The sequence below is a fragment of the Stenotrophomonas sp. 05L44_2 genome (assembly GCF_056665995.1).
Genome location: NZ_JBFTNR010000724.1, coordinates 1 through 3,488, shown reverse-complemented (window position 1 = coordinate 3,488; position 3,488 = coordinate 1). Strand labels below are relative to the sequence as shown.

Here is a 3,488-nt window from a genome sequence, read left to right as displayed (position 1 = left end):
GGTTGAGGGGGCGTGAGCCGCATGGATGCGGCGACCGAGCTTACATGGACGTACTTGCAGCGTCCCCCTCAACCGGACCCACCCCGCCAACCCACAGGAACCCAGCTTCTGCCGTTGACGTTGCCTCTGCGGGTGCAGGGTGCAACCCTGCAGAACAAACTCCACCCTACGCCGCCGTCGGTTGTGCAATCTTCCCCCGCGCACTACGATCCTGCGGTTCGCGCGCACGCGCGCGCCACGTATTCCTGCTGAGCGCCCCGCGCGCCGCACCTGCCAACCCGAGGTCTTCATGGTCATCAAACCGCGCGTCCGCGGCTTCATCTGCGTCACCACCCACCCGACCGGCTGCGACGCCGCCGTCAAGCAGCAGATCGACTACATCCGTGCGCGCCCGCCGATCCAGAACGGCCCCAAGCGCGTGCTGGTGATCGGCGCCTCGACCGGCTACGGCCTGGCCGCGCGCATCACTGCCGCCTTCGGCAGTGGCGCGGCAACCCTGGGCATCTTCTTCGAGCGCCCGGGCAGTGAAACCAAGCCGGGCACGGCGGGCTGGTACAACTCGGCGGCGTTCCACAAGTACGCCGACGAAGCGGGTCTGTATGCCAAGAGCATCAACGGCGATGCGTTCTCCGATGAGGTGAAGGCCAAGACCATCGAGATGATCTTGGCCGATCTCGGCCAGGTCGACCAGGTGGTCTACAGCCTGGCTGCACCGCGCCGCAAGCATCCCAAGACGGGCGAGATCATCAGCTCCACGCTGAAGCCGATCGGCGAGCCGATCACCCTGCGTGGCCTGGATACCGACAAGGAAGTGCTGACCGAAACCCACCTGCAGCCGGCCACCCCGGAAGAAATCGCCGGCACCGTCGCGGTGATGGGCGGCGAGGACTGGCAGATGTGGATCGACGCGCTGGCCGATGCCGGCGTGCTGGCCAACGGCTGCACCACCACGGCCTTCACCTATGTGGGCGAAGAGATCACCCAGGCGATCTACTGGAACGGCTCCATCGGTGCTGCCAAGAAGGATCTGGACGACAAGGTGCTGGGGCTGCGCGAGAAGCTGGCCAGGATCGGCGGCGATGCGCGCGTGTCGGTGYTGAAGGCGGTSGTSACSCAGGCCAGCTCGGCCATTCCGACCATGCCGCTGTACCTGTCGCTGCTGTTCAAGGTGATGAAGGAAAAGGGCACCCACGAAGGCTGCATCGAGCAGCTCGACGTGCTGTACGACATCCTGTACGGCGCCAAGGCCGATGGCGTGGCGGTCGATCGCCTGCGCCACGACCTGGTCGATGGCGATGGCCATACCGTTGCGCTGATCGATGAGGAAGGCCGCCTGCGCGCCGACTACAAGGAAATGGCCGCTGACGTGCAGGGCAAGGTGCTGGCGCTGGGGCCCCCCGCTACCGGTGAGGTGTCAGCCGAACTCGAAGTTCATCGCCGGCGCTGCCGGGCCGACGAAATCGCCCTGCACGTAGTCCACGCCGGCACTGAACAGCAGTGTCATCGAGTTGGCGTCGCTGACGAACTCGGCGATGGTGCGGATGCCCGCTTCCTGCGCGCGTGCGGTTATCTGGCTGACCCGGTCGATGTTCTCGCGGGTGGCGGCCAGGTCGCTGGTGAAGCCGCGATCAAGCTTGAGGAACTGCGGCTGGAAGTGGGCCAGCAGCTGGAACGAGTCCAGGCCCGAGCCGAACTGCTCCAGGCCGATCCGGCAGCCGAGCGGTGCCACTTCCGCCAGGAACTGCTGGGCACTGCGCAGGTGGGTGAACACCTTCGATTCCGGTGCATGCAGCCACAGGCGTTCGCCCGGCACGCCGTGCGCCTGCAGCTGCTGGCGCAGCGTGGCGATCATCTTCGGATCATCGAACGATTCCGGCGTGACCTTCACCAGCACCTGGGTGGGATGACCCTCGCGGGCACGCGCGCCCAGCACCGCGATTGCCTGCGACACGACCCAGCGGTTGATGTCCGCCAGCAGGCCATGTTCTTCGGCAATGCCGAGGAAGGCGGTCGGGCTCAGCAGCTCTCCGTTGTGTTCCAGTCGCAGGTAGGCTTCATACAGCTCCAGCGACTCGCCCTGCAGGTTCAGCACTGGCTGGTAATGCAACTGGAAGCCATCGCCTGCCAGGGCTTCGCGGATACGTGCGACCCAGCGCTGCACGCGCTCTTCCTCCACGCGATCAACAGYGGCCGGGTCGAAGATGCGGCAGGTATTGCCGAGGGCGGCTGCGGCCTGCGTGCATTCGCTGGCGCGCGCCAGCACCTGGCCGATGCTGGCGATCTTCTCGCCCACCTGCACCCCGCCAATGCTGACGGTCACCGTGGCCGAGCGCGCGCCGATGCTGAAGACGTGTGCGGCGTAGGCTTCGCGGATGCGCTCGGCCAGTGCCACGGTCTGCGCATAGGGGCCGGACTGCAGTACGGCGAAACTGTGTTCGCCGAAACGGGCCAGCTGCGCATCGTCGCCAACGACGTCGGCCAGCAGGGCGGCGAGGGCGCCGATCAGGGCGTCGGCCGAGGCCAGTCCGATATCCGGGAGCAGGCGCGCGTAGTGGTCCGGTTCGACCATCAGCAGGCCGAACTGGCCTTCGCTGCGCCCGGCCTGGGCAACCGCGTCCTCGACCTGCAGCATGAAGGTGGGGCGGTTGAGCAGGCCGGTGACCTGGTCGCGCTGGCGCAGGTCCTCGACCTCGCGCGCCAGCTCCGGGTCGAATTCCATGCGCCGGCGGAACACCACCTGCAGGCAGGATTCGCCCTCGTAGGTGGCTGCGGTGAATTCCATCGTCGCTGGGAAGGCGCTGCCGTCCTGGTGGCGGGCGTCCAGCTGATACTGCGGCGGAGGCGCTTCGCCGCGGCTGAGTGACTTCAGCAGCTGCTTGAAATCATCCACGTGCTGGGCGGCAACCATGTCCAGCAGCGAGATGCCTTCGACCTCCTCGAAATCCTCGTAACCGAACATTTCCAGGTAGGCATCGTTGGCGCGGATATGCATGCCTTCGTGGACATAGGCAATCGGCTCGCGCGAAGAGGCGATCAGCGCGTCGCAGCGACGCTCGGTCTCGCGCATCTGCGCTTCGATCCGGCGCAGGCCGCGCCGCGCCTGCAGGTCGACCCACTGGTCGCGGACCACCGCCAGCAGGTGTTCGGCGCGCTGGCGCAGGGCGAGGGCGCGAACCCCGTTGCTGCTGGCCTGTACCAGTTCGTCCTCGTCGATGCGTTCGGCCAGCAGCACCAGCGGGATGTCCTTGCCGCTGGCGGCGATGTGCTGGGCCACCAGTGGCAGCGGAATGCTCTGCGAGGGCGCAGCCAGCACCAGGTCGATCGCCTGGCTGGCCAGCACCTGCGACAGCTCGGCCGAGTCCTGCGGGCGCCATGGGCGCACGGCGATGCCGCTGTTGCGCAGGGTGCTGACGATGGCTTCGGCGTTCTCGCCGCTGTCATCGACGATCAGCAGGCGGATGGTGATGTCGTTCGCGTTCTGCATGCAC

At 66.9% G+C, this 3,488-nt stretch carries 1 protein-coding gene and 1 pseudogene; one reads left to right on the top strand and one right to left on the bottom strand.

All coding sequences use genetic code 11. From position 1 onward, the window contains the following. Positions 1-289: 289 nt before the first annotated feature. Positions 290-1,426 (top strand): annotated as a pseudogene (fabV, locus tag AC1VAN_RS19820) (enoyl-ACP reductase FabV); the annotation flags it as partial. Here the strand turns inward: fabV and AC1VAN_RS19815 are convergent. Continuing rightward, on the bottom strand, positions 1,415-3,484 hold the full coding sequence (locus tag AC1VAN_RS19815) for an EAL domain-containing response regulator (RefSeq protein WP_480986537.1): 2,070 nt from the start codon (positions 3,482-3,484) through the stop codon (positions 1,415-1,417). The pseudogene fabV and the gene AC1VAN_RS19815 overlap by 12 nt on opposite strands. Between the last annotated feature and the right edge of the window lie 4 nt (positions 3,485-3,488).